The organism is Aeromonas sp. 130281 (genome assembly GCF_056642115.1).
The window spans coordinates 75582-102536 of sequence record NZ_JBWVQS010000006.1 but is presented as its reverse complement, the minus strand read 5'-3'; the positions used below and the strand labels follow the sequence as shown (position 1 = coordinate 102536).

Annotated in this window: 14 protein-coding genes and 1 pseudogene; 7 read left to right on the top strand and 8 right to left on the bottom strand. The window is 59.1% G+C overall.

The features are described from left to right. Positions 1–30 precede the first annotated feature (30 nt). The 8 genes and pseudogenes from AC1IN8_RS16030 to rfbB form a co-directional block, all read right to left on the bottom strand. A complete protein-coding gene (locus AC1IN8_RS16030; protein ID WP_479759621.1) occupies positions 31–933 on the bottom strand; it encodes a glycosyltransferase family 2 protein in 903 nt (300 codons plus the stop codon). A gap of 23 nt (positions 934–956) precedes the next feature. Further along, positions 957–1106, bottom strand: a pseudogene (locus AC1IN8_RS16025) (DapH/DapD/GlmU-related protein); the annotation flags it as partial. A gap of 395 nt (positions 1107–1501) precedes the next feature. Beyond that, the gene (locus AC1IN8_RS16020; RefSeq protein ID WP_479759619.1) at positions 1502–2008 is read right to left on the bottom strand and encodes an acyltransferase; all 507 of its coding nucleotides are present in this window, start codon (positions 2006–2008) and stop codon (positions 1502–1504) included. A gap of 3 nt (positions 2009–2011) precedes the next feature. Further along, positions 2012–3499 carry a lipopolysaccharide biosynthesis protein gene (locus AC1IN8_RS16015; RefSeq protein WP_479759617.1) on the bottom strand — a complete coding sequence of 496 codons (1488 nt, stop codon included), beginning with the start codon at positions 3497–3499 and terminating at the stop codon, positions 2012–2014. Beyond that, a complete protein-coding gene (locus AC1IN8_RS16010) occupies positions 3499–4326 on the bottom strand; it encodes an NAD-dependent epimerase/dehydratase family protein (RefSeq protein ID WP_479759615.1) in 828 nt (275 codons plus the stop codon). The genes AC1IN8_RS16015 and AC1IN8_RS16010 overlap by 1 nt, the downstream gene beginning before the upstream one ends. Before the next feature lie 2 nt (positions 4327–4328). Beyond that, complete coding sequence (gene rfbC, locus AC1IN8_RS16005) at positions 4329–4880, bottom strand: dTDP-4-dehydrorhamnose 3,5-epimerase (protein ID WP_479759613.1); 552 nt, start codon at positions 4878–4880, stop codon at positions 4329–4331. An 11-nt stretch (positions 4881–4891) separates the two neighbouring features. Further along, positions 4892–5755: a glucose-1-phosphate thymidylyltransferase RfbA gene (rfbA, locus tag AC1IN8_RS16000; RefSeq protein ID WP_479759611.1), complete on the bottom strand. Its 864-nt coding sequence runs from the start codon at positions 5753–5755 to the stop codon at positions 4892–4894. Next, positions 5755–6840, bottom strand: coding sequence for a dTDP-glucose 4,6-dehydratase (gene rfbB, locus AC1IN8_RS15995; RefSeq protein WP_479759609.1), 1086 nt, complete (start codon positions 6838–6840; stop codon positions 5755–5757). The genes rfbA and rfbB overlap by 1 nt, the downstream gene beginning before the upstream one ends. 948 nt (positions 6841–7788) lie before the next feature. Between rfbB and AC1IN8_RS15990 the strand changes: the two genes are divergently transcribed. The 7 genes from AC1IN8_RS15990 to AC1IN8_RS15960 all read left to right on the top strand — a co-directional run bounded on the left by AC1IN8_RS15990 (position 7789) and on the right by AC1IN8_RS15960 (position 26873). Continuing rightward, entirely contained in the window at positions 7789–8463 is a 675-nt protein-coding gene (locus AC1IN8_RS15990; protein ID WP_025327574.1) for a response regulator, read from the top strand. Positions 8464–8474: 11 nt separating this feature from the next. Then, a complete protein-coding gene (locus AC1IN8_RS15985) occupies positions 8475–9845 on the top strand; it encodes an ATP-binding protein (protein ID WP_412095033.1) in 1371 nt (456 codons plus the stop codon). Positions 9846–10000: 155 nt separating this feature from the next. Then, positions 10001–21142, top strand: coding sequence for a VCBS domain-containing protein (locus AC1IN8_RS15980; RefSeq protein ID WP_479759607.1), 11142 nt, complete (start codon positions 10001–10003; stop codon positions 21140–21142). Positions 21143–21157: 15 nt separating this feature from the next. Next, on the top strand, positions 21158–22687 hold the full coding sequence (locus tag AC1IN8_RS15975; protein ID WP_479759605.1) for a TolC family protein: 1530 nt from the start codon (positions 21158–21160) through the stop codon (positions 22685–22687). After that, positions 22671–23441 carry an efflux RND transporter periplasmic adaptor subunit gene (locus AC1IN8_RS15970; RefSeq protein ID WP_139434791.1) on the top strand — a complete coding sequence of 257 codons (771 nt, stop codon included), beginning with the start codon at positions 22671–22673 and terminating at the stop codon, positions 23439–23441. The genes AC1IN8_RS15975 and AC1IN8_RS15970 overlap by 17 nt, the downstream gene beginning before the upstream one ends. Continuing rightward, positions 23434–24774, top strand: coding sequence for an efflux RND transporter periplasmic adaptor subunit (locus tag AC1IN8_RS15965; RefSeq protein ID WP_479759603.1), 1341 nt, complete (start codon positions 23434–23436; stop codon positions 24772–24774). The genes AC1IN8_RS15970 and AC1IN8_RS15965 overlap by 8 nt, the downstream gene beginning before the upstream one ends. Then, the gene (locus AC1IN8_RS15960; RefSeq protein WP_479759601.1) at positions 24774–26873 is read left to right on the top strand and encodes a site-2 protease family protein; all 2100 of its coding nucleotides are present in this window, start codon (positions 24774–24776) and stop codon (positions 26871–26873) included. The genes AC1IN8_RS15965 and AC1IN8_RS15960 overlap by 1 nt, the downstream gene beginning before the upstream one ends. Positions 26874–26955: the final 82 nt, after the last annotated feature.

Sequence of the window (26955 nt, the reverse complement as noted above, 5' to 3'; positions counted from 1 at the left end):
AATAGCACTGGGAAACTAGAGACCTTCATATTACATTTTCAACCCGTCAAGAATACCTTTACCAATAGCGCTGCGCAGTTCGGGATTTTTTATTGTCAACATTCGAACAACCCTTGTCATCAGCGTATATGAGAGGCTGATAACCTTCTTTATTCCTCTAATGTTCTTCTTGATAAAATAGATACGATTTCGAGTGAGATGATACATACCAAAATGTGAGATATCCCCTCCCGTAGAACTGCCCACTTTGTGGTAGACTAATGCATTAGGAATTAATTCAACTAGAACACCTGATTGTACTATACGATATAGAAAATCAGTATCGTCATAATAAGCAAAATAGCGTTCATCCATAAGCCCGACACGTTCCCATACATCACGAGAGACCATGAGAAAGCAGGTAGGTGCATAAGTGAAACATGCACGTCTGATGGTTTGAGGCTGATATACCTCATCAATCAGAAAGTGTGGGGCAACCGCCCTGAGCTCATCGATTTCCCCACCTGCGTACCAAATGTTGCCCGCTGGATAATTCAGAATAAGTGGACTCAAGACCTTCACATTATCGTCTGTTGCCGCCTGAACCAGCTCTGAAAATACAGTCGTTTGCTCAAACAATAGATCATTATTAATGAAAACGATATAGTCACAACCATCACGCCCTGCGGCAAGTGCCCCCTGATTGTTTCCGGCAGCTACACCGACATTGTTGCCCTGATTGTCGATAAAGGTAGTTTCAATACCATACTGAGCGGCCAGCTCTCGTGCCAGACGAAGTGATTCGGGTTTCGAGCTGTTATCAATTACATAGAGAATAAAGTTTTTATAATTCTGGCATGCAAGGCTTTTAAAAAAGTCGGGTAACACTTCAGGTGTATTATAAAGGACCGTAACAAGACCTATTTTTGACGAATACACTATACTTTCTCCCATACATGCTTATCAAAATTATACTTTTTGATTATTCTTGCAGGATTCCCAGCGACTACGCTGTAGTCATCTACATTTTTAGTGACGACAGATCTTGCTCCTACAATGCAATTACGACCTATTGTTACACCAGGATTTATATGTGAACCGAAGCCAATAAAACTTCCGTCACCTATCAACACCGGCATACATACATCTTCTATTCTGTCACCTATTTTATTGGCTGCGAACACATCATTATATGGATGGACAACATCTACAATAGAACATCCGCCAGTAATAGATACATTATCACCTATTGATATATTGCATCGAGCAACGATATGAACATATTGTTCTATGTTAACGTTATTTCCAATTTTTATTACAATATCATTCTGTGGGTCAACAACTTCTAATCTAACGCCATCTCTAATAAAAACATTATCACCTACAGAAATATTCTTATGGTTGGAAATTAGCATAGGCTTTATTATTCTACTTTTGTGGCCAAAACTATGCATGAGAATCTTGTACTTTAGCTGACTATATATCAAAAACATGCCATTTATTATTTTGTCAAAGTACATATTTAACTCACCCATTTATTAGATTGGGAATCATATTTTTTAATTATTTTAGCCGGATTTCCTGCAATCATTACATAACCAGGAAACGATTTTGTCACAACCGCACCAGCACCAACAATACACCAGTCTCCTAGTGTGACATTAGGCATAATTTTACAACCAAAGCCAACGAATACATTTTCACCTAGAATTATTGGACCCTTATCATAAGACTCTTGTTGCATTATTGGTCCTGACTGTGGATCTAATCCGTGTGAGAGTGTACTTAAATACACATAGTCACTTAAAACAGTCCCCTCCCCGATTATAATTTGAGAGCCAGTATGTATATTTGAAAATCTACCAACATACACATTCTTATTTATTGTTATATTAGAGTCTGAATTACCTGTAACTATAAATGTCGCAGCATTATGGATGAACACATTATGAGGTGATATCTCAACTCTCTTATCTAGGAAAAATCTATATTTAATTTTATATATCAAGTTGATCAATCGTCCAATCATGAATCACACCTCGAGAATTTTTTTAATATTTTTTGCTTTTCTCAACACCAAATATCCACCTATTATTAGAGCTAGAACTGATACGAAATTTAGCATATATATTAAAATATCCATGCTTTCTTTTTTCGCCTCGACTAAACCGATAATAAAAATGAACGTTGACAGTGGATATATTAAGAAAATAAATTTATATCTAATAAAATAACTATGATCATCTAGTATATTTAACAATTTAAATGAATATATAAATAGTATTAGGAAAACTGAAATAGCCAGCCCTATAGGTACCGCATACATTCCATAGGAACTAATTAGCAAAATAGTCAATACAACGCTAATGACACTTTCTATTAGCGGATAGTGCATTATTTTATTCTGCTTAGCTTGAGCTATATATAATAGACCCAGTGGAGCACCAACTAACCTAACAAGATTAACAGCCATCAAAGATATAAATATATTTTCTACATGGATAGATATAGAATCTCCTACCCATAAATTCAAAATGTATGGTCCGATATAAAATGCTATTATTATAGAGATGATAGATAACCACATAACAATAAAAGTAAGGTTGTATAATAATTTGTTTAGATTTTTTGAAGAGTCACTTCTATTAGAGAGCTTCACCAACGGCTGTATTATTGGTGACATCGCGGCATTAATAAATCCTACAGCAGCGGTTACTAAGCTCATTCCCAATGAATAATATGCAAACTCATTAAAAGCATATTTTCCTACTAAGATCCCATTTAAACCGACCAACATAAAGGAAGCTAAATTAAAGACACTTATACCAATGAAATATGAAAAAAAATTTCCAAACCTGTACTCAAAATCATCTTTTGATGGTTGATTAACTAGAGTGTTCCTGAAAAAAGAATATGATATATATATCGTCAAGTAAGATAAAATATTAATGACTAGATATACATATGACATTACTTTAATGCCATATTGTGCCGACATTACAATGCAGACACCTAATATAACTCTTGACAATAGATTTATCATTGCTGGGATATCATTTCTCTCTATCCCAGTAAAAAACCCACTAAATACAGACGATATTAGACCAATAACAAATGATATAGCTACAACAAAAAAAGTTACCTTATCCTCTGATGCTTCAATCCCCTCTACTTCACTAAATAAAGAATAAAAATTATTATAAATTAAAACCAATAATAGACAACTAATTAAAATACCAAGCGAGCTTAAAATAATACCATTTTTTATTATCTGGTGCTCCATTATAGAGTCTTGTTTTTCTCTCGCGATTGTAATGTTTCTCGCAACCGTCAACTGACATCCAAAACCAATGAGAGCAAAGAATGCTCCAACTTGAATACTCAAATTCCATATCGAGAAGCTATCAATTGGTAGACGTTGCAATAAGAAAGGGGATATAACTATCCCCAATATTACATTTGAAAAGCCATTAATTATATTTGCTACTGAGTTCTTCAGCAGTCTATTAAATCCACTCATCAGTGTGCAGCCAAATGAGTTTTAAATTCCGCTATCATCAACTCAATGTCTTCGAGTACATTCCTTGGTTGATAATCAGGGATAAGAGATATGATTTTACTGATAGCTGTCTGAGGGAAGTTTTCATTTGGGAAAGGGATCTTATGCCACATAATCTCACATGCCGTGAACTTATGTAATACATCAGCTATTTGTCGTGCAGTAATATTATATCCTGCGGCGATATTGATGATTTGTCCCACACTCTCAGGATGAGTGGCCAAAGTTATACAGGCGCGGGCAACATCCGTCACCGAAACGTAATCTTTTGCATAATCCTGGTCAATATACATATCGACCTTGCCGTGATTGATGGCATTACGGGTGATCGCCGGCAAGAAAAGCGGACTGTGCAGGGCAACGCCATAGACATTGCTCGGTCTGACGATGGTAATATCGCGGCCACTTTTCAGACAGAGTTCTTCTGATACCAGCTTGGTGAGGTTGAACAGCCGGCGCTGATCATCGGAACATACCTTCAGATCATCTCCTTCTGCCGCCGAGTCCTGGTTCATGTATACACGGGTGGAAGAGACATAGAGGAGACGCTCAAACTTGCCTCGTGCCAGCAGATCGGCCAGCAAACGACAGTTGGCGTCAAACACACCCAGCGGAGCATTCTTGCAGTCGCCCTGCCCCGCACTGTAGATCACTGTCCCCAGATCGGTGTCAAATACACTTTCATCGTCGCGCGGCGGCACCCAGACATCCTGACCGGCAGCTTCCAGCATGCTGACGATCTCGCTGCCGATAAAGCCACGCCCACCAAACACTGTGTAACGTTTCATGCTCACCACCCATTCACCAGGTTGTCACGGATCTGGGCCAGCGTGGGCTGCACACTGTCTTTCGGTGACAACAGCGGCTCCGTCAACGGCCACTCGATCCCCAGCGCGGGATCATTCCACAACAACCCGCTTTCATCAGCAGGGTCATAGTAATCGGTACATTTGTATTGGAAATCGGCCGTTTCACTCAGTACGCAGAAACCATGGGCAAATCCAGGCGGAATGTAGAACTGGATCTTGTTTTCTCCCGTCAGCAAGACAGATTCATGCTGACCAAAAGTAGGAGAGTCTGGTCTCAAATCGACAGCAACATCAAATACACGGCCCTGGGTCACAGTGACCAGTTTTCCTTGTGGCTTGGTTTTCTGGAAATGCAGACCGCGCAGTACATTTTGAGTAGAGCGAGAGCGATTGTCCTGGACGAAATCCACGGTGATTCCAGCGGCCTTGTAACGCGCCTCTTGGTAGGTTTCATAAAAGAAACCTCGCTCATCACCAAATACTTTCGGTTCAATAATCAGCAGATCTGCAATTTTTGTTTTGATTACATTCATGTCGACATCTCTTATTTGATCAGACTCAACAAATACTTGCCATAACCGGTTTTTGCCATGCTGCTACCAATGGTCTTTATTTGATCACGGTTCAACCAGCCATTGTTAAGCGCAATCTCTTCAAGACATGCGATTTTGAATCCCTGACGCTTTTCAACGGTTTGCACGAACTGGGAAGCTTCAATCAGAGAATCATGGGTACCGGTATCAAGCCATGCGAAGCCACGCCCCAGCTGTTCTACCTTCAGTTGACCACGATCCAGATATGCCTGGTTGACACTGGTGATTTCAAGCTCACCGCGCTCAGAAGGCTTGATGCTCTTGGCGATCTCGATGACGGAGTTGTCATAGAAATACAACCCAGTGACAGCCCAGTTCGATTTCGGTTTTACCGGTTTTTCTTCGATGGATTTGGCACGGAACTCTTCATCAAATTCAACCACGCCAAAGCGCTCGGGATCCATCACCTTGTAACCGAATACGGTGGCACCTTCCTGATTGGCAATCGCCTTTTGTAACTGCTTGCCAAATGCCTGACCAAAAAAGATATTATCGCCAAGCACCAGGCAGACACTGTCTTGGCCAATAAACTCCTCACCCAGAATAAAGGCTTGGGCCAGTCCATCCGGTGACGGCTGTACCGTGTATTGCAGATTAATGCCGAACTGTTCACCATTGCCAAGCAGACGCTGGAAACTTTCCAAATCCTCGGGCGTCGTGATGATCAAGATATCCTTGATGCCAGCCAACATGAGTACCGACAGGGGGTAGTAAATCATCGGTTTGTCATATATCGGTAGCAGTTGCTTGGAAATGCCGCGCGTGATCGGGTGAAGGCGAGAGCCTGAGCCACCAGCCAGAATAATGCCTTTCATTACTTCTTCTCCCCGTACTGCTGATCGATCCAGGACTGATAGGATCCACTCTTCACGTTGTTGACCCACTGCTGGTTTTCCAGATACCACTGCACTGTCTTGCGGATACCGGATTCAAAGGTTTCTTGCGGTTGCCAGGCGAGCTCGGCGCTCATCTTGCTGGCGTCAATGGCATAACGACGGTCGTGACCGGGGCGGTCGGCCACGTAGGTGATTTGATCACGATAAGATCCTGCTTTCGGCACCATCTCATCAAGCAGATCGCAGATGGTATGCACTACCTCCAAGTTCTGCTTCTCGTTGTGACCACCGATGTTGTAGGTCTCGCCGATGACACCTGTGGTGACCACTGTATAAAGCGCGCGGGCGTGATCTTCTACATAGAGCCAGTCACGGATCTGGTCACCCTTGCCGTATACCGGCAGCGGTTTGCCATCCAGGGCGTTGAGGATCACCAGCGGGATCAGTTTCTCGGGGAAGTGATAGGGACCGTAGTTGTTGGAGCAGTTGGTGACCACGGTCGGCAAGCCGTAGGTACGACGCCAGGCGCGCACCAGATGGTCGCTGGAGGCCTTGGACGCAGAGTAGGGGCTGCTCGGGGCATAAGGAGTCGTTTCGGTAAAGAGCGGCAATGCCTCACCGGGAGCAACTTCATCGGGATGGGGCAGGTCGCCATATACCTCGTCAGTGGAGATATGGTGGAAGCGGAAGGCCTCCTTGCGCATCTCGTCCAGACCGTTCCAGTAGGCGCGAGCTGCTTCCAGCAGCATGTAGGTGCCGACGATATTGGTTTCGATGAAATCGGCAGGGCCGGTGATGGAGCGATCGACGTGGCTCTCGGCCGCCAGGTGCATCACTGCATCGGGTTGGTGGGCGGCAAAGACGCGATCCAGCTCGGCGCGGTTGCAGATATCTACCTGTTCAAAGGCATAACGTTCACTTTTTGCGACACAGGCCAAGGATTCCAGATTGCCTGCATAGGTGAGTTTGTCGAGGTTGACCACTGAGTCTTGGGTATGTTGGATAATGTGGCGAACAACGGCAGATCCGATGAACCCGGCACCGCCAGTCACAAGGATTTTCATTGAGAGGTTCCTGATTTCAATCTAACTAAATGAAAAGTAAATATTTTTATAAGGAGATATTGCTGTATGCCACCAGCTTATTTCTGGAGCAAAAATATGATTGTAGTGATGGGGTGAACGTTAAATTCCATAATTTGAGAGGCTGTCCACTTGATTAGTTGGGCACATACCTCATACCAAGCACCAGGCGGCAGTAGGTAGAAATATTTCCTGCTCGCAATAAATTACGCTACCGCCCTTGAGTTACAGCTCCCAACATGCTGCTTTTAACCTGATTGTGTGCGCTGTTGGTCATCATATCCTCCAGCTTCTTGTTTTGGCTGATGTTTAACAATGGCGTCACATCACCTTGCTCACCCAGGCGTTCCTGGCGCCCCATTGTTCACATCTTGGGCAGTTAAGAGCCCCAAACCCGATTTTGGGCCAGATTCTATCTTGTTTGACCCAAGGATGAACAGTCAAAACAACAGTCCACCCCCATGCAGGCTAGGATTCAATAAAAACCGTCCATAGGATTTTTCACTCAGTGCTCTTCAAGAGACAAGTTCACATCCAGACAAACGGAGCTACCCGGCATCTGACAAGGACGGTAAAATATAAATAATTCATAATCTTATGACCTAATTCAGTGATGACATAACCATCAGAATGACATTGCTAGACCGACACCCTGCCCCCTGAATAGTGCGCCTAGTATGTGCCAAGCCCCGGTCCGTGCGATAGGAACGGTCGCAACCCCTGGTTCTGAAGTGCTGGGTGAGCCCCAGGTTGTCGATAGCCTTGATTGAGGGACCATGGTTCAGCCTGGTCACGGAGGGAAGTGGGACGCCGATAATAAAGGCAGGCACGATTCAGTCCCGATACAGGGGGGTTATGTAGGATCCTCGTTGACTCTCCCCGTTAGACACCCTCTAATTGACAGCCTGGACCCTTATCATCATGCATCTTATGAAAATCCTACTGGTCGAAGACGACAAGCTGCTCAATCATCACCTTACCACGCTGTTGACCGAGGCCCAGAATCAAGTCCACAGCACCGACAGTGCCCAGGTGGCGCTGCACTATGCGGCCGACTACCCCATCGATGTGGGCATCATCGATCTGGGCCTGCCTGACATGGACGGTCTGCAGCTCATCAGCCGGCTGCGCGAGCAGCAGATCCCCTTCCCCATCATAGTCCTGACGGCCCGGGGCAACTGGCAAGACAAGGTGGAGGGTCTGGAAGCCGGCGCCGACGACTATCTGGTGAAGCCCTTCCAGAAAGACGAGCTGCTCGCCCGCCTCAATGCCCTGGTGCGTCGCAGCGCCGGTTTCATCTCCCCCAGGGTGAAGGCGGGTGACTACGAGCTGGATCTCTCCCGCAAGGAGCTCACCGTCGCCGGCGAGGTCACTGTGCTCACCAGTTTCGAGTATCTGATCCTGGAATACCTGATGCGCAACGCCCGTCAGGTGGTTTCCAAGCAGCAGCTGCTTGATCAGCTCTATGGCGATGGCGAAGGAGATCCGAACACCATAGAGGTGATGGTGAGCCGACTGCGCAAGAAACTGGATCCGGAAGGGGTCATTGCCCCCATCTCCACCATCCGTCGCCAGGGTTACATCTTCAACCTCTCCTGCAGCTGATGTCCCGTCTCATGCTGCATCCAATGCAACTGATCCGCCGTTCGCTGCACCTCAAGCTGATGCTGAGCGCCATGCTGGTCATCGCGCTCATCATGACCTTCTCCGTCTATATCCTCTATCTTGGCCACGCCGAGGAGCAGGCGCAGAAGGCCAGCATCCGCATGCAGGAGAATCTCTCCAAACTCTTCTCCTCCAAGCAGCCCGATCCCCATGCCATCACGGATCTCGGCAACATCACCCCGGATGCCATCGACCCCAATCTCGACACCCTGATCTGCCGATCCGACGGTGAGCTGAGCTGGTCCAGCCTGCACATGCCGGAGGTGATCACCATCAAGGAGACCATCTGCCGGGATCTGATGAAATACCTGGGCGGCCTGGATCAGGACTATTTCTTCAAGCTGCACACCATCAAGAACGGCGAGAGCTACTTCATCTACAGCCTGCGTTTCCTGCGCAACCACGGCGACGGCCCCACCACCTACTACGTGGTCATGGTCGATTCCGCCAAGCGTTACCAGGCCCAGACCAGGGAGTATCTCTACCGCTGCATTCGTCAGGCGCTGCTCTCCTATTGCCTGCTCGGGGCTCTGCTGCTGCTGACCAGTTTCTGGAGTCTCTCCTCCCTGCGCACCATGGCGCGGCAGATTGACGAGATCCGCGCAGGCTCCCGGGAGTCGCTCTCCAACGACTACGAGCGGGAGCTGACACCGCTGACCGAGTCGGTCAACCAGCTGCTGGAAAACGAGCGCCAGCAGACCCAGCGTTACCAGCACGCCCTGAACGATCTGGCCCACAGCCTGAAAACACGGCTGGCGCTCATCCAGATCACCGCCCAGGAGCTCAAGCTCGGCCACGATATCCATGACAACATCAGTGAGCAGATCACCACCATGGATCAGATCATCCAGTACCAGCTGCGCCGTGCCGTCACCGGGCGAAAACGCCTTGCCAGCAAGGGTACCGAGCCGGTGCCCCTCATCGAGAAGCTGCTGGCCAGCCTCACCAAGGTCTACCGCCACAAGAAGCTGCAAACCGGCTTCCAGTTTGATGACGATGTCTTCTTTCACGGTGAACAGGGCGACCTGATGGAGCTGATGGGCAACCTGCTCGACAACGCCTGCAAGTTCGCCATCAGCGAGATCCAGGTTAGGGTCAACCGCCAGGGCAGCGGCCTGCTCATCGTGGTGGAAGACGACGGCCCCGGCATAGATCCCGGCAAGTCGCAGCAGATCTTCCAGCGCGGCGTGCGGGCGGACAGCTCCCCCGGCCAGGGGATAGGGCTCGCGGTGGTGACCGAAATCGTGCACAGCTATGGCGGCAAGATCCGGGTGGACGAGTCACCGCTCGGCGGCGCCAGATTCCATATCACCCTCCCCTGACACCTTAGGCTCCAGGCAAGAAACCGCATACCAGAGGTGATTTCCAGACCCATTTGGTCTCAAAAAATACATATTTATCATCGAACTGCATTAGAAACTTAACCAGGGTTGTGACATAACTTAACACCATCAACTAACGCACGGATGCGATAGCCATGGTCAACAAGCCAGCCAACCCGTTCTTCAGGCCCCAACAACAGATGCTGGCGTTGGAACCGCGCATTCTGTTTGATGGCGCCGCCGCCGTCGCCGCCGAGCATCAGAACCAGGATAACCAGGCGACCCCGGCTGAGGCCCCGGATCATGGGGCGCCCACGCAGACGGCACAGCCTCGCCAACTGCTGGTCATCGATGCTCGCATCGAGCAGGCCAGCCAGCTGACCAAAAACCTCGACAGCCATGTCAGCCTGCTGCTCATCGACAAGCAGACCGACGCCCTGGCCGCCATCGGCACCAAGCTGGCGGAGCTGGGTCAGGTTGATGCCGTCCAGATCCTCTCCCACGGCGCTGCCGGCCAGTTCACCCTCGGCAACCGCACCCTGACGGCCGACAACCTGGCCAGCGTCAGCCAGCAGTTGCAAGGCTGGCAATCCCACCTGAGCGAGCAAGCCGACATCCAGCTGTATGGCTGCCGGGTCGGGGCCGGGGAGTCTGGCCAGGCTCTGGTCAGCGCTCTCGCCAACTGGACAGGTGCCGATGTGGCGGCATCCAGTGATGACACCGGCGCCAGCAGCAAGGGGGGGAACTGGGAGCTCGAGGTGAGCAAGGGCCTCATCAGTCAACCCCTTTCACTCAGCCGGGCGGCGATGCAGAGTTACGATCGGCTGCTCGCCAACGCCGACCCCAGCAGCAGCCTGCCCCTGAGCAACGCCAATGTGCTGCTGGGCGAGCAGTTCGAATTCACGGTCACCGTCAGCAACGAGGCGAGCCAGACCGGCTATGCCCCCTATCTGGATCTCTACCTGCCCGGCACCGGCAAGGACGGAGACGATGGGGTCAGCTTCATCAAGGCCAGCTACCTGGGTCAGGCACTCAAGACCCACAGCGTGGTGTTTGACGCCTCGGGCAATGCCACCCATCCCCTCGCGGTCGATGGCAGCGGCAACCCCCTGATCATCCGGGCGGCTGACGTCGGCCTGCGTGCCGGCGACACCCTGGTGGTGATCGAGATCCCCTTCGGCAGTGTCAATCAGGGCCAACCGGATATTTCTGTCCAGATCACCGCCCAGTTGAGCAATCTGGCCGACACCAGCTACTCGGCGGCGTCGCCGGATCTGACCATCGGCATTCGCAGCGGTTTCCAGTATGGCAATGATGCCCTCGACAACCCCCTCGACGATCCCAGCCTGGTCGAAGGGGATCTGCACAGTTTCGTGGTCAAGCCGACCGTCATCCGCTTCGAACACAGCCTCGACATGCCCGAAGGCGAAACGGCGACCGGGCCCAACTTCAACCATACCCTGGTCCTGACGGCCATCCCGGCCGATGGCCAGACTCTGAACAACGTCGTCATCAGCCAGACCCTGCCCGCCGCGATTCAGGTCACGGCCATCACCCCGGGGCAGAATGGTATCCTCACCTCAGTCACCCTCTCGGATGGCCGCGTCCTCACCAGCCCGGCGCTCATCACGGCGGCCATCAACAGCGACAGCCTGTTCATCCAGGCTTTTACCGTGACCTACAGCAGCCTCGCCGCCGCCACCGATACTCTGGTCAAGTTCTATGTCCCCGAGGCCGATGCCAACGGTCAGCAGGTGATCAACCCCAACAGCGGCGATGCGGTACAGATCACGATCGCGGCACCCACCGCCAGCGGTGAGTGGACCCCGCTCGACAGCCGGGATCTGACGCCCCCGGCCACCAGCATCGACTTCGCCGGCCAGGGTGACCCCATCGGCTTCACCGCCCGCGCCATCGCCCTGCAAAAAGAGGTCAGCCTCGCCATCGACGGCGGCAAGGCCGGGATCTCGCCGGGCGATACCCTGGACTACAGCATCAAGATGACCCTCTCCGACTACTTCGCCTTCGGCAAGAATCTGTTTGGCGAGGGCCAGTTCATCGTCTCCGACACCCTGGGGGACGGCCAGACCCTGACCGGCACGCCCACCCTGACCCTGACGCGCAATGGCGCGAGCGAGACCATAGCCCTGGTCTACACGACCATGGTCAATGCCGACGGCTCCACCGGCATCAGCTTCGACATCGGCCAGTCCCTGGCCAACGCCTTCCCCTTGCTGAGCCGGCTCGCCGGGGATCTGGCCTTCGATGACAACCAGCAAGGGGCCACCCTGGCGCTGCTGAGCTACAGCGCCCTGATAAGCCAGAGCTACACCCCGCCGGCCGGCAACCCCCAGAGCGAGATCAACGAGGGGGATGCCATCGGCAACAGCGCCGGCGTCACCGCCAGCGTCCTTGAAAACGGCACCAACCTGACCGGCGGTACCGCCTCCGACAGCTCCCAGACCACGACGCGCATCCCAACCAGCCAGGTCGACATCGCACTGACCAACGTCAATGGGGTCGGCAGCCCGGGGGGCGCCATCGAGCTGCGCCCGGGGGATCAGGTGACCTTCCGGCTCAGTTACGATCTGGTCACCGGAGACTATGAACAGTTCAGGCTGACGGCTTACCTGCCCTTGCCACTGTTCGATCTGACGGGCATCAACTGGAGCGAAGGAAGCGGCGTCGGCCAATGGCACTTCGGCAGCGGCGACACCAATCTCGGCGCTCTGGTCAGCATCGGCAACGGTCCCGGCAACTCACTCATCTTCGATTTCGGCAGCTATGCCACCAGCGTATCGGGGGGCAGCCGCATCGAGGTGGAGTTCACCCTCAGGGTCGGCGATCAACCCTTCGCCGATCAGCGCACTCTGGACGTGCTGGCGCAATCGAGCCAGGTAACCACCCTCGACAAGAGTCAGCTCAGCAGTTCTGACATCACCGTCATCACCTCCATCGCCGAGCCGGATCTCGCCATCGGCCACGGGGTCGTCTCATCGAGCAACGGCACAGTGACCGGCACCACCGGCAGCTGGCAGGCTCCAGGCAGCGGCGGGCTCCCCTTCACCGGCCCGATCACCGACATAAATGCGGTGAATGGCAGCGTCACCGACATAGATGGCGCTGACAGGCTGCGCCTGGCGACGGCCATCGAGAACCGGGGCGGCGGCGGGGCCTACGATGTGGTCACCAGCATCACCCTGCCCGCCGGCCTCTCTTTCCTGAACGGTTCGCTGGCCGCGGCCAACCTGCAGATCTATCGCGGCGATGGTACCCCGCTGCTGCTGGGGACCGACTACCAGGTGAGCGGCAACACCATCAGCTTCCTGGATGCCGGCAATGTGGCGACCCTGTTGCCGGGTCGGGACGGCTCGACGGCGGCCAATGCGGGCAGCAATCTCATCGTCATCACCTATGAGGTCGAGGTCGCCGCCGACATCCGGGCCAGCAGCACGCTGGAGACCAGCGCCACCCTCAGCAACTACGCCAGCGTCAACAACGGGCAGGACTTCACCCCCGTCGATCTGACCGACAAGGGGGGCGCGCAGATCGCCGCCCCGACCCTCACCATCGACTTCAGCAATGGCGATGCCGCCTCCGCCTCCAGTGCGGGCCATACCGCGGGGGCCAATCTGGTGATTGGCGAGAGCATGGGCTATGACATCCGGGTGACACTGCCGGAGGGGAGCACCCAGCAGCTCAACATCAGCGATCTCATTCCCCCCGGTTTCAGGCTCGACACCGGCTTCAACGGCGGCAAGGGCTATGAGCTCATCACCACCGGCTTTGCCGGCAGCATCAGCGAGCCCACCCTGGGGGGCGCCGGGGTCGGCACCAATGGCGCGGACGCCCTCTTCAGCTTCAGCGCAAGCGGTGCCAACGCCGACAACAATGAGGGCAACAACGGCTTCACCCTGCGGCTGCGCCTGGTCGCCGACAATGTCGCGTCCAACCAGGCCGGCACCAGCCTCGGCAATGGCGCAACCCTGCACTACCAGGATCCCGACGGTGACGTCGCCGGCGGCAGTGCCCTGACGCGAGAGGTCACCACGGCCCCCGCCCCCTCCGCCTTCATCCAGGAGCCGGTGCTCACCATAGCCCAGAACCTCATCACGACCCCGCCCCCCTACGGCTTTGAAGAAGGGGATGCGGTCAGCTTCAACATAGTGATCAGCAACAACGGCCCCCTCGACGCCTTCGACATCCGGCTAAGCGACCTGCTGCCCGGCCAGCTGAGTGGCTACAACCTGGTGTCCGTCATCTATGATGGCGTCGATGTCAGCAGCCAGTTCGAACTGGTGGGCAATCAGTTGCAGACCAGGGCCGATGCCAACCTGGATATCGCCGTGGGCAAGCAGCTGACCCTGGTGCTAAGCGGCGTGGTCAATGCCAGCGCCACCAACCTCGCCCAGCTGACCAACCAGGCCGAGGTACAGTGGACCAGCCTGAACGGCAACCTCGGCACCGCGGCCGATCCCGCCGGTGAACGCACCGGTGCCGACGGCCTGCCCGCCAGCCAGGTGCTCAACGACTACCGCGCCATCAACCAGTCGCTGATCCCCATCGCCAGCGGCATCCTCATCTCCCGGGTCGGCGGCGTGGCTGACACCGGGGGCGGCGCCACCGATGCCAGCCATGAGCAGGTCACTGTCGGCGAGATCATCCGCTACAAGGTGGTGGCCCTGATCCCCGAGGGGGATAACGCCAACTATGAGCTGAGGGTCAGCCTGCCCAGTGGACTCAGCTTCCTCGACAAGGAGCAGGTGCGTCTGGCCCTCATCTCCAACGGGGGGCTGAGCAGCAGCCTGAGCGGTGGCGCCATCACGGGCGCCGATGTGGCGGGCAACGAGACCAGCAGCGCCGCCCTGGCCATCTCGCCGACCCTGACCAATGGCTTGCAGGGCCTGCTCGACGCGGCCCAGATCGAGATAGTGACCGATGCCAATGGCAACCAGACCATCATCTTCCGGCTGGGGGATATCACCAACCTGGATGCGGACGGCGACCTCGAGGGCATTGCCATCGAGTTCAACGTGCGGGTCGACAACAGTGCGGGCAATCAGGCCGGCGCCCAGCTCGGGGTCTTCGCCAAGGATTATGTGGGCGCCGACCCGGACAATCTGATCCAGCGCGGGGCCAGCCAGACCCTCTATCAGGACATCATGGAGCCCAGCCTGAGCGGCCTGGACAAAACGGTGATCGCCTTCGATCCCAGGGCCATCGACAACAACACCGGCCGCGCCCAGGTCCGGATAAGCTTCGCGCAGTCAGGGGGCCTGGCCGCCTTCGAGCCGCGTCTGACCGACGGCTTTCCCGGCGGCAGCAACTATGCGCTCACCAGCCTGACCATCACCCTGGGGGGTACCCTCTATACCTACGACAGCGGCGACAGCGCCAACAACTATGGCCTGCCGCCGGGCGTTACCGTCATCGTCACCCAGGGCAGCAACTTTGCGGTCGACTTCTCCCGACTCGATGGCGGCGCAGAGGTGACCCTGGTCTATGCCGTCGATCTGCCCAATGGCGCCACCATTGCCGGCACCGACGCCACCCTGACCTGGTCCAGCCTGCCGGAAGACTTCAGCGGCTGGGGCGGCTCCACCGTCGGCACGGACGGCAGCGCCAGCGGTGAACGCACCGGCCAGGATGGCCAGGGCAACACCCTCAACAACTATGTGCTCGCCAGCACAGCCGGGCTTGGCCTCGTCAGCGGCACCCTGTGGAACGACACCGCCAGCGCCACCACCAGCACCCAGCCGGATGGGCCCGGGCTCGCGGGCCAGACGGTCACCCTGGTCTGGGGCGGGCTGGATGGGGACCTCGCCACCACAGGGGATAACCAGAGCTTCACCACCACCACGGACGGCAGTGGCCGCTTCTCCTTTGGCATCCTGCCGGCGGGCGTCTATCGACTCGATGGGCCGGCGGGGAGCACCATCACGGATGCAGGCTATGGCACCTTGCAGGTTCGCATCGACAGCGACGCCAGCACCCTGGGGCAGATCGGGCTAGTGCTCACCGAGGCCGGCATCGACGCAGGCCAGTACGAAGCCGGTGCCAACATCGGCTATGTGGAGCTCAACGATGCGCCCACCCTGGGCAACACGACCCCGGCCCAGAGCGTGGATGAAGATAGGGATCTCCAGCTGGTCGGGCTCTCGGTGGCCGACATGGACGCGGGCAGCGGTGCCCTCACCCTCACCCTGACGGTGACCCAGGGCGTGCTCACCCTGGGGAGCGCAACCGGCCTGACGGTGGTCACCAACAACGGAGGTGGCCAGCTGGTCTTGACCGGCAATCTGGCCGCCCTCAATGCCGTCCTGCTGACCCTCAACTACCGTGGCAACCAGGATTACAACGGCAGCGACACCCTCTCGGTGCTCATCAACGACAACGGCCAGTTCGGTGACAAGCCGGGGGGCGATGGCATTCCCGGCAATGCCGAAGATGCGCTGACCGCGGCGACGACCATCGTCATCACGGTCCAGCCGGTCAATGACGCCCCCACAGGGCAGAACGACACTGTCACCGCCACAGAGGCCGGAGGCACAGATAACGGCCTGCCGGGTAACAATCCGCAGGGGAATCTGCTGACCAATGACAGGGATGTCGACATCGCCACCAATGGTGACAGCCTGCATCTGGGGCTGGTCACCAGCGTGGCCACCGGCAACAGCACGACTCCGGGCTCCGCCGACATTCCCGCCACAGTGACGGGCAGATATGGCACCCTCTACCTTCTGACGGGCGGGGGCTACCGCTATGAAGTCGACAACAGCAACCCGGATGTGGAAGCGCTTCGTCTTGCCAGCCAGACCCTGACCGAGCAGTTCAGCTACCAGCTGATAGACAGCCAGGGGGCCAGCAGTCAGGCACAGCTCATCGTGACCATAGAGGGCGCCAACGACGCCCCCGTGGGCAGCAACGATCTGGGCAACGCCACCGAGCAGGGGGTCGGCCAGGCGGGTACGGACGCCATCGGCAATGTGCTCACCAACGACACGGATATCGATGCAGGAGACGACAAGCGGGTCGACAAGGCGGCTCTCGGCCCCGTCACCGATCCCAACCAGATCCTCGACGTCCCGGGCGCCAGTACCAGCGCCAATGGCGCCGTCATTGTCGGGCGCTACGGCACCCTGACCCTGGGGGCCGACGGCAGCTATCGCTATGTGGTGGACAACGGCAATGCCACAGTCCAGGCCCTGAGGCAGGGGGACACCCTCACCGAAACCTTCAGCTACAGAGTCACGGATCTGGGCGACTTCCACGACATCGCCGCCCTGGTGATCACCATCAACGGCAGCAATGATGCCCCTGTTGCGGCGGATGACACGGGCACCGCCGTCGAGGCCGGGGGGCTCGGCAACACCACCCTTGGCAGCAATGCCACCGGCAACGTGCTCGCCAACGACGGCGACCCCGACGCCAGCAACCCCGATGAAACCCGGCGTGTCGCCACTGTCCGCACCGGCACCACAGGAGGCACGGGCACCTCAGGTACCCTGGGCTCCCAGTTGCGGGGCGACTATGGCTGGCTGCTGCTCAATGGGGATGGCAGCTACACCTATGTGGTCGACAACGACCTGGCGGCGGTTCAGGCCCTGCGTCTGGCGACCGATACCCTGGCCGACAGCTTCACCTACTCCCTGGTGGATGCCGCCGGCGCCAGCAGCCTTGCCACCATCACCATCACCATCCAGGGGGCCAATGATGCCCCCACCGCCCTCCCGGATGCGGCCATCGCCATCGAAGGCATCGATCAGGCAAACGGCACCAACCCGAGCGGCAACGTCCTCACCAACGACACGGATCCTGATCGCAACGGGGAGCAGTTCACCGTCATCGGCGTCAGCGTCGGGGCCACCAGCGGCACCGTCGGCAGTGCAATAAGCGGCCTCTATGGCACCCTCACCCTCAACGCCGACGGCAGCTACACCTATGTGCTGGACAATGCCAATGCCACTGTGCAGCAACTGCTGCCCGGCGAGAGCCTGACCGACGCCTTTGACTATCAGATGCGCGACCTCGGCGGCCTCGCCAGCCCCCAGACCCTGACCATTACCATCCAGGGGCGCAACGACACCCCGCTGGCGGTGGCGGACACTGGCACCGCCGTCGAGGCGGGGGGGGCCAACAACAGCACCCTCGGCAGCAATGCCACCGGCAACGTGCTCGGCAATGACACGGATCCCGAGTCGGGCAACCCCGACGAGGGCAAGACGGTCAGTGCAGTGCGCACAGGCACCGGTACCGCAGGCACCCTGGGCAGCCAGCTGAGAGGCAACTACGGCTGGCTCACCCTCAACGGGGATGGCAGCTACACCTATGTGGTGGACAACAGCCTGGCGGCAGTTCAGGCCCTGCGCCTGAGCAGCCATACCCTGACCGACAGCTTCGGCTACACCATGCAGGATGCCAATGGCGCGACCAGCCAGGCCAGCGTCACCATCACCCTCCAGGGAGCAAACGATGCCCCCGTCGCCACGGCCGACACCGCAACCGCCCTTGAGGCCGGCGGCCTGAACAACGACCTCATGGGGACAGACCCCACCGGCAACCTGCTCACCAACGACACGGACCCCGATCGCAACGGGGAGCAGCTCACCGTCACCGGGGTCAGCGCAGGCGCCACCAGTGGCACCATCGGCAGTGCAATAAGCGGCCTCTATGGCACCCTCACCCTCAACGCCGACGGCAGCTACCGCTATGTGCTGGACAATGCCAATACCGCAGTGCAGCGACTGCTGCCGGGGGAAACCCTCACCGAGCAGTTCGATTATCAGATAACGGATCTCGGGGGGCTCGTCAGTGCCCAGACCCTGACCATCACCATACAGGGGCGCAATGACACCCCGGTGGCGGTCGCCGACAACGGCACCGCCGTCGAGGCGGGGGGCGTCAACAACACCACCCTGGGCAGCAATTCCACCGGCAACGTGCTCGGCAACGATACGGATCCCGAATCGGGCAACCCCAACGAGGGCAAGACGGTCAGCACAGTGCGTACCGGCACCGGCACAGCCGGCACTCTCGGCAGTCCGCTGAGAGGCAGCTATGGCTGGCTCACCCTCGGCGGGGATGGCAGCTACACCTATGTGATCGACAACAGTCTGGCCGCGGTCCAGGCCCTGCGGACCAGTGCCGACACACTGACCGACAGCTTCGGTTACGGCATGACAGACGCCAACGGTGCCAGCAGCTCAGCCACCCTGACCATTCGCATCCAGGGGGCCAACGACGCCCCCCTGGCCCAAAACAACACCGGCATTGCCGTGGCCGACAATGGTCTCGGTACTCCCATCAATCCCAGTGGCAACCTGCTCACCAATGACAGCGATGTGGACAGCGGCGACAGCCGGACCCTGACCGCAGGCCGCCCCGGTGAGGAAGGGGCCGGTGGTCCACTCGATACCGTTCCCCCCGGCAACGCCCTGGTGCTGACCGGGCTGTATGGCACTTTGACTCTGGAGGCCGACGGCAGTTACCAATATGCCCTCGACACTGGCAATGCCGCCGTTCAGGGGCTGGGGCCCTTGCAGACCCTGAGAGACTATTTTACCTACCAGGCACAAGATCTGGCTGGCGCCGTCGACCTCGCCCAGCTCACCATCATCATACGGGGGCTCAACGATGCCCCGGTCGCCAACCCGGATCAGGCCCAGGCGATCGAGGCGGGCGGACTCAATAACGGGCAGCCCGGCCTGGATCCCGCTGGCAATGTGCTCGGCAATGACAGCGATCTGGAGGGCGATGCCCTTCGGGTGACGGGCGTTCAGCATGCCGATGGCCAGAGTGCCGCCCTGGGAACTGTGCTGCAGGGCCGCTATGGCGAGCTGGTGATGAATGCCGATGGCAGCTGGCACTACCGCCTGGACAACAGCCTCCCCGAGGTGCAGGCCCTGCGCGGACCTGACCAGACCCTGACCGAACTCTTCAACTACCAGATCGCGGATCTCTGGGGCGCCACCAGCGCCAGCACGCTCACCCTGACCATCCGCGGCAGCAACGACACTCCCATTGCCGTGGATGACAAGGCCGATGCCATCGAAGCCGGTGGCATTCGCAACACGGCGGCGGGGCGGGATCCCGTCGGCAATGTGCTGGACAACGACAGCGACGTGGACAGCCAGGCCAACGGCGAGACCAGGAGAGTGCTCACCGTCAGCGACGCACTCGGCAACAGCGTCAATGCGGGTCAGGTTCTGCAGGGGCGCTATGGTCAGCTCATCCTCAATGCCGATGGCAGCTACCAGTACCTGATTGACAATGACAACCCCGAGGTCGAGGCGCTGCGACTGGCCAGCCAGACCCTCACCGAGGTGTTCGGCTACCGCATGCGCGATCAGGGGGGAGCCCTCTCCGAGGCCCGCCTGACCGTCGTCATCCAGGGGGCCAACGACAACCCGATCGCCCGGGATGACAGCGCGGTGGCCAGCGATCAGGTGCAGGCCCCCCATGTCTCGGGTCAGGTGTTGCCCAACGATGGTGATGTCGATGCCGATGATCCCTTGCGCGTCACCGGGGTGCGCAGCGGCACCGAGGACGGCAGCGGCAATGCGGGCACCCTCGGCCAGCCCCTCGCCGGGCGCTACGGCTGGCTCACCCTCAACCAGGATGGCAGCTATGGCTACACCATGGATCTGACCAACCCGGACGTGCTGGCCGCCGCCGGCCTCGGCCAGGTGCTGCAGGACGTATTTACCTACACCCTGGGGGATGGCAGCGATGCCACCGATCTGGCCCAGCTGGTGATCCACCTGGACATCTCGGCCCCCTATGTGCCCCCTCCCGACACCAGAGGTGCTGGCCCCCATGATCTCGATCAGGGGGCAGTGGGGGATCTGGGTGCGCAGCTCCCAGACCTGACCCCGGCCATCTTCATCACCCCTGTGGTGCAGAACATCAACAGGCTGCTCGGCGCCAGTTCAGAGCGCTCGGACGGCAGCCTGCTGTTCTTCGGCCTGACCCCGGAGATCCACAGCCAGAGCATAGGCCAGGGCCTGGGCCAGCTGGAGGGGACCTTCGTCAGCCAGAGCGTGCAGGAGAGCTGGCTGGCCCAGGAACAGGATCTGGCCAGCTTCCTCGGTCGTCACGGCCGGGTCAGCCTCAGCGCCGACGGCCTGCTCAGCGATGCGTCGGTGTTTGCCATGACGCCACAGGATATGCGGCCCCAGGGCGCCCCTGACCCCGCTGGCAAGGCCAGCAGTTTTACCAGGCAACTGCAAGATGCGGCAGGCCGCGCCATGACAGCCACAGCGCGCACGACCACAGTTGCCACCAAATCCGGCACTTGATTCTAAGGACAGATGATGCCCAGACTCGCTCCCCGCCCCTTGACCCTGACTTCCAGCCTGCTGCTCTGTGCCTGCAGCGCTCTGCCACCCGAGACCTACACGGAGCAGGACAAGACCGACCGGATCCGCTTCGATCGTCAGCTGATGTACGATCAGCAAGAGCCCGTGATCCACCCCCTCACCTTCTATGAAGCGGCGGCCAGGGCCCTCAAATACAACCTGGACTACCGCCTCAAACTGATGGAGGGCGCGCTCGCGGCGGATCTGCGGGATCTCTCCAGTCACGAGATGCTGCCCCAGCTGGTCGCCTCCGCCGGGCTGGCCGGACGCAGCAACGAATCGGGCGGCACCTCGGTCGGGATAGAGGACGGTGAGGAGAGCCTGCGCGCCTCGACCTCCCAGGAGCGCTACCGCGATCTGAGCGGTCTGGGGCTGAGCTGGAGCCTGCTCGATTTCGGCGTCGCCTATTACCGCAATCAGCAGAAGGGGGACCAGGTGCTGATGGCCGAAGAGCGCCGTCGCAAGGTGGCCCAGAACGTATTGCAGGATGTGCGCAGCGCCTACTGGCGTGCCCTGGGGGCCCAGCGCCTGCTGCCCGAGGTCGACAAGCTGCTGGCCAGAACCCGGGTGGCGCTCGATTCCGCCCGCCAGGCCGAGACGCAAGGCTTGTTGCCGCGCCAGCAGGCGCTGGCCTACCAGCGCGCCCTCATCGATTCCGTCTCCCTGCTCAATCAACGCCGCCAGGATCTCGAGTTCGCCCGTGCCGAGCTCGCCGCCCTCATCTCCCTGCCCTCCGGCAGCAAGATGGTGCTGGCCGATGATACCCCCGAACCCCGACTGCCGACCCTGGCCCAGAGCATCGACAACCTGGAGCTGATGGCGCTGGAAAACCGCCCCGAGATCATGGAGGAGTGGTATCGCAAACGCGCCAACCAGCAGGACATCAAGATAGCCAAGGCCGAGCTCTGGCCCAACGTGAGCCTGAACTGGGGCTACAACTACGACTCCAACCAGTACCTTTACAACAACCACTGGTCCGAGACAGGGTTGCAGGTCTCCATCAACCTGCTCAAGTTCCTGCGGCTGCCCGCCATCCAGAACATGGAGGTCTCCCAGAAGGTCACGGATGATGCCAGGCGCGTCGCCCTCTCCATGGCCGTGCTGACCCAGGTCAGGGTCGGGGTGCTGCGCTACAACCTGGCCGCCCAGGAAGTGGCCTTCGCCGACGAGAGCCTGCGGGTCGACGAGAGCCTGCTGCGCTATGCCCAGGCCGCCCGCACCAGCGATCAGGGGTCCGAGCTCGAGGTCATCCGTACCGAAGGGCGCTACCTGCTCTCCCGCTACCAGCGCGAGGCCGCCTACTCCCAGGCCCAGGCCGCCTGGGGCCGGCTCTACAACTCGGTCGGCCTGGACGTGCAGCCTGAAGCCATCGCCCAGCACGACGTCCAGACCCTGGCCAAAGCCATCGAGCAAACCATCAAGAAACAGGAGAACCAGGCCTTGCTGACTTCCAATGGCGGAGTGCCCTATGCCCTTCCCAACTAACGCCAGCCCCTGGTGGCTTCTGCTGCTGCCGCTGACCGCGCAGGCCACTCCTGCCCCGACACCAGCCACAGGCACCTTGCAGGACGATCCCAATGCCATTCGCATCCTGCTGACCGCCAACCTGGAGACGACCCTCTCCAGCCAGATGAGCGGCACCCTGGGCAAACTGCAGGCCAGCCTCGGCCAGCCCGTCAAGCAGGGGGCCCTGCTCGCCCGTTTCGACTGCCGGGAAGGCGAGGCCCAGGCCCGCGTCGCCCAGGCGGAGTTGCAGATGGCCCGTCAGGATCTCGCCGCCAAGCGCAACCTGCGCAAGCTCGATGCGGTGGGCGATCTCGAGGTGGCCATCGCCGCCACCGGGGTACAAAAAGCCGAGGGGGCCCATGCCCTGGCCCAGGCGCGCACCAGCTACTGCGACGTGCGGGCCCCCTTCGCGGGGCGCATCGCCCAGGTACAGGCCAAGCCCTACCAGACCATGACCGCCGGCACCCCGCTGTTCGATCTGGTCAGTGACGGCCCCCTCAAGGTCCGCCTCAACGTCCCTTCCCGGCTGCTCTCCGGACTGCAACAGGGGCAGGCCCTCGAGATCAATGTGCTGGAGACCGGCAAGCCCTACCAGGCCAGGATCAGCCACATCAATGCCCGGGTCGACGCCGTGGCCCAGACCGTCGAGCTGGAGGCCAGACTCGACGCCCCTTATCCCGAACTGGTCGCGGGTATGAGTGGCGTGGCCCGCATTCTGGAGTCCCATGACTGAATCGCTCCCGCCGCCTCAGGTGCTGATGGCCTTGCATGCCCTGCGTGACCGGGCTCTGGCCGCCCGAAGTCTCAATGCCCTCGCCTTCTCCATGGCCAACGATCTCTATCAATTGCTGCCGTTTCATCAAGCCCTGGTGTTTGCCCGCCATGGCCAGGCCCAGGAGCTGCTCTGCGTCTCCGGGCTGGCCAGGCCCAGCGAAGACTCCCCCTATCTCATCTGGCTCGACCGGATGAGCCGCTGGCTCGATGCCCAGCTCTCGGGTCATGATCCCGTCTGGCTGGCGCGCGAGACCCTCTCCCTGCCGGAGGATCTGGCCGAAGGCTGGGCCGAGTGGTGGCCGGAGGGGGTGTTCTGCGTCCCCATCCAGCACGACGAGGGCGAGCGGCTCGGCCTCTTCTGCCTGCTGCGCGAGAACGAGCCCCCCGCCCCTCTGCTGCCCCTGCTGCAAGGTCTCTGGCAGACCTGGGCCTATTGCTGGCACAGCCTGACCCACAAGCCCCCCCTGCTCGCTTGGCGACCCAGCCGGCGCCAGCTCATCCTGCTGGCCCTGGCGGCCGGCGTCATGCTGCTCATCCCCATCCGCCAGAGCGCCCTGGCCCCGGCCGAAGTGGTCTCCCGCACCAGCCTGGTGATCAGCAGCCCCCTCGCCGGGGTCATAGAGCAGATGGCGGTGCGCCCGAATCAGGCGGTGGCCGCGGGCGCCCCCCTGTTTCGCCTGGACGAGACCACGCTGCGCAACCGGGCCGAGGTGCTGACCCAGGAGGTGGCCGTGGCCGATGCCGAACTGCTCGCCGCCAGCCAGCGCGCCTTCGACAATCCCCAGAGCCGGCGCGAGCTGACCCTGCTCACCGGCCGGGCCCAGCAAAAGCGTGCCGAGCTGGCGGGGGTCGAGCTGCAGCTGTCCCGCAGTCAGGTGACGGCCCCCCGGGACGGGGTCGCCGTCTTCAGCGACGCCAACGACTGGCTCGGCAAGCCTGTGGTGACCGGGGAGCGCATCATGCAGCTGGCCGATCCTCACCAGCCCGCCATGCGCATCTTGCTGCCGGTGGCCGATGCCATTGCCCTCGAACCCGGAGCCGACGTCACCCTGTTCCTGAGCGCCTATCCCCTGGATCCCCTGCGCGGCAAGATCCTGGAGACCAGCTATCAGGCCCAGCCGGGGGCCGACGGCGTGGTCGCCTACCGGCTGCTCGCCACCATAGAGTCGCCGCCCCCCCATGCCCGTCTCGGCCTGCATGGCACCGCCAAGCTCTATGGCGAGCGCGTGCTGCTCGGCTACTATCTGCTGCGCCGTCCCCTGGCGGCCCTGCGCGCCTGGAGCGGCCTCTGATGCAGGATCCCGCCGATCTGCCCCTGCCGAGCCTGCGCGATGATCTGCGACTCTGTCCGGCGGACAGAACCGCCAACGGCGAGCCGGCCTGGCTCATTCAGGACATGGTGATCAACCGCTTCTATCGCATCGGCTGGTTCGAGTTCGAGTGTCTGGTGCGCTGGGCCGGGCAGACGCCCCGTCGCCTGCAGCAGGCGCTGCAGCACGAGACGGCCCTGCATCCCGAGGTGGAGCAGATCCTCGCCTTCTGCCAGTTTCTCGAGCGCCATCAGCTGGTGCGTCCCGGCCCCCAGGGGGTGGACAGGCTGCGCCAGGCGAGCGAAGGCCGGGCCTGGCTGAAGGGACAGTGGTGGTTGCACCACTACTTGTTTTTCCGCATTCCCCTGCTGCGCCCCCAGCTCCATCTCCGGCGGCTGGCGGCACGGCTTGACTGGCTGTTCAGCCCCCTCACCGCCTGGCTGGTGGCGGGGGCCAGCCTGCTCGGCATACTGCTGACCCTGCAGCAGTGGGACAGCTTCACCCATGCCGTGGTGGAGTCCTTCTCCCTCGACGGCCTGCTGAGCTTCGCCCTCGCCCTGATCCTGGCCAAGACGCTCCATGAGCTGGGCCATGCCCTGGTCGCCACCCGGCTCGGGGTACGGGTGGCCCACATGGGAGTCGCCTTCGTGGTGCTCTGGCCCATGCTCTACACGGATACCAGCGAGAGCTGGAAGCTGGCCCGCTCCCGCCAGCGGCTCGCCATCGCCAGCGCCGGCATACTGACCGAGCTGGCCCTGGCCGGGCTGGCCACCCTGGGCTGGGCGCTGTGCGCGGACGGGGCGCTGCGCAACGGCCTGCTCTACCTCGCCACCACCAGCTGGATCCTCTCCCTCGCCCTCAATGCCAGCCCCTTCATGCGCTTCGATGGCTACTTCATCCTCTCGGATCTGCTCAACTTCCCGAACCTGCACGAGCGGGCCTCGGCCCTGGCCAGGGTGGCCCTGCGCCGCTCCCTGCTCGGCCTGATGGAGCCCTGGCCCGAGCCCTTTGCGGTGCGCCAGCGCCGGGCGCTCATCGGCTTTGCCATCCTGACCTGGCTCTACCGCCTGGTGCTGTTCCTCGGCATCGCGGTCGCCGTCTACTTTCTGTTCTTCAAACTGCTGGGGATACTCCTGTTCATGGTCGAAATCGGCTGGTTCATCCTGCTTCCCGTCTGGCGGGAGCTGAGCCATTGGTGGCAGGCTCGCGCCAAGGTGACCCGTCCACGCCGGGTCGGACTCGCGCTGGGGCTGCTCGCCCTGCTCATCCTGCTGGCCCTGCCCTGGCACAGCCAGATCAAGGGGGTCGGGGTCGCGCGGGCGGAGCGCCAGCTGCAGGTGTTTACCCCCTTCCCCGCCCGCCTGGAGAGCCTGCGGGCCGCCGGGCCCGTCAAGGCGGGGGAATCCCTGCTGCAACTGGTGGATCCCGATCTCGACTGGAAGGTGCAGGGCAACACCCAGAGCATCCAGACTTACGGAGCGCGCCTGGGCGGCATGCTGGATGACCCCTTCGGGCTCAGTGAACAGATAGCGACCCGGGAGCGGCTCAGGGTGCAATACAGGGAGGCGAATGCGACGCGGGCCGAGATAGACAGACTCAGGCTGGCGGCCCCTTTCAGCGGTCTCTGGCTGGATGTGGATCCCGAGCAGCAGCCCGGCCAGTGGCTCAACAGCCAGCACCCCGTCGGCGTCCTGATCGATCCCGGCCAGTGGCAGGTCGATGCCTATGTGGCGGCGGATGAGATAGCCCGTCTGCGCGTCGGCGATCCGGTACGCTTCTATCCGGACGGCGCCCTGTCGCCCCTCCATGGCACCCTGGTCGATCTGGGCACTACGCGGGTCACCAAGCTCAAGCACCCCATGCTGAGCGCCCGCTTCGGGGGTCCCATCACCACCAGCCCGCAAGGGGAGGAGCTGCAACCTGCCCATCCCCTGTTCCTGGTGCGGATCCGGCTGGACGAGGCGCCGGCCACCCTGCGAGAGACCCGCGGCACCCTGGTGCTGGAGGGGAGCCGACGCAGCCTGCTGGCCGAGGGGAGCACCTGGCTGCTCGCCGTGCTGCTGCGGGAAAGCGGCTTCTAGGCCTCATGGATGAAATGGCGGACATAAAAAAACCGGCCGCAAGGGCCGGTGAAACAGTTCAGGCTTGTCAGGTGACAATTCG

Excerpts from the sequence above, each read along its gene's own strand:
- AC1IN8_RS15965 (WP_479759603.1), top strand. The coding sequence starts at position 23,434 with ATGACTGAATCGCTCCCGCCGCCTCAGGTGCTGATGGCCTTGCATGCC.
- AC1IN8_RS15960 (WP_479759601.1), top strand. The coding sequence starts at position 24,774 with ATGCAGGATCCCGCCGATCTGCCCCTGCCGAGCCTGCGCGATGATCTG.
- AC1IN8_RS15980 (WP_479759607.1), top strand. The coding sequence starts at position 10,001 with ATGGTCAACAAGCCAGCCAACCCGTTCTTCAGGCCCCAACAACAGATG.
- AC1IN8_RS15970 (WP_139434791.1), top strand. The coding sequence starts at position 22,671 with ATGCCCTTCCCAACTAACGCCAGCCCCTGGTGGCTTCTGCTGCTGCCG.
- AC1IN8_RS15985 (WP_412095033.1), top strand. The coding sequence starts at position 8,475 with ATGCTGCATCCAATGCAACTGATCCGCCGTTCGCTGCACCTCAAGCTG.
- AC1IN8_RS16010 (WP_479759615.1), bottom strand. The coding sequence starts at position 4,326 with ATGAAACGTTACACAGTGTTTGGTGGGCGTGGCTTTATCGGCAGCGAG.
- AC1IN8_RS15990 (WP_025327574.1), top strand. The coding sequence starts at position 7,789 with ATGAAAATCCTACTGGTCGAAGACGACAAGCTGCTCAATCATCACCTT.
- AC1IN8_RS15975 (WP_479759605.1), top strand. The coding sequence starts at position 21,158 with ATGCCCAGACTCGCTCCCCGCCCCTTGACCCTGACTTCCAGCCTGCTG.
- rfbB (WP_479759609.1), bottom strand. The coding sequence starts at position 6,840 with ATGAAAATCCTTGTGACTGGCGGTGCCGGGTTCATCGGATCTGCCGTT.
- AC1IN8_RS16030 (WP_479759621.1), bottom strand. The coding sequence starts at position 933 with ATGGGAGAAAGTATAGTGTATTCGTCAAAAATAGGTCTTGTTACGGTC.
- rfbC (WP_479759613.1), bottom strand. The coding sequence starts at position 4,880 with ATGAATGTAATCAAAACAAAAATTGCAGATCTGCTGATTATTGAACCG.
- rfbA (WP_479759611.1), bottom strand. The coding sequence starts at position 5,755 with ATGAAAGGCATTATTCTGGCTGGTGGCTCAGGCTCTCGCCTTCACCCG.
- AC1IN8_RS16015 (WP_479759617.1), bottom strand. The coding sequence starts at position 3,499 with ATGAGTGGATTTAATAGACTGCTGAAGAACTCAGTAGCAAATATAATT.
- AC1IN8_RS16020 (WP_479759619.1), bottom strand. The coding sequence starts at position 2,008 with ATGATTGGACGATTGATCAACTTGATATATAAAATTAAATATAGATTT.